The sequence below is a fragment of the Streptomyces sp. SP17BM10 genome, assembly GCF_036322405.1.
Lineage (GTDB): Bacteria > Actinomycetota > Actinomycetes > Streptomycetales > Streptomycetaceae > Kitasatospora.
In genome coordinates this window covers 1-760 of the sequence record NZ_JAQYXB010000331.1, presented here as the reverse complement: position 1 = coordinate 760, position 760 = coordinate 1, and the positions used below count along the sequence as shown (strand labels likewise).

Annotated in this window: 1 protein-coding gene; it reads left to right on the top strand. The window is 76.3% G+C overall.

Going from position 1 to position 760, the window contains the following annotated elements:
- Positions 1–760, top strand: a 760-nt coding sequence (locus PUR71_RS01985) for a polyketide synthase dehydratase domain-containing protein (protein WP_329924540.1), incomplete at both ends; no start/stop codon positions are given.

Below are 760 nucleotides of genomic sequence, written 5' to 3'. Positions count from 1 at the left end.
GCCGGCCGGCGCGGAGGCGCTGCCGGTGGACGGCGCGTACGAGCGGATGGCCGAGGCCGGGTTCGGCTACGGCCCGGTGTTCCGGGGCCTGCGGGCGGCCTGGCGGCGCGGCGACGAGCTGTTCGCCGAGGTCGCGCTGCCGGAGGGCGTCGAGGCCGACGGCTTCGGCGTGCACCCGGCGCTCCTCGACGCGGCCATGCACGCCGCGATCCTGGCCGGCGGCGAGCGGGAGACCATGATCCCGTTCGCGTGGACCGGCGTGACCCTGTCGGCCGTCGGCGCTTCGGCGGTCCGGGTGCGGATCGTCCGCCTCGGCGACGGCGGGCTGCGGCTCGACCTCGCCGACCCGGCGGGCGGCCCGGTGCTGGCCGTGGCCTCGATGGTGGGCCGGGCGGTCTCGGCGGAGCAACTGGGCTCGGCCGACCCGCTGTACGGGATCGAATGGGCGGAGCTGCGCAACTCGGCTGCCGCGGAGGACTCCTGGGCGCTTTGGGAGGACGTGTCGCAGTCCTCGGAGCCGGTGCCCGGTGTGGTCGTCCTCGACTGCGGCAGCTTCGTGAGCCCCGTGGACGTCCCGAGCGGCGTCCGCGTGAACGTCCACGCCGTGCTGGAGGTCCTCCAGGCGTGGCTGGCGGAGGAGCGGTTCGCGGGGTCGCGTCTGGTGGTGGTGACGCGGGGGGCGGTGGCCGTTGGTGAAGGGTCGCTGGTGGGTCTGGCGCAGGCTCCGGTCTGGGGTCTGGTCCGGGCGGCGCAGGCGGAG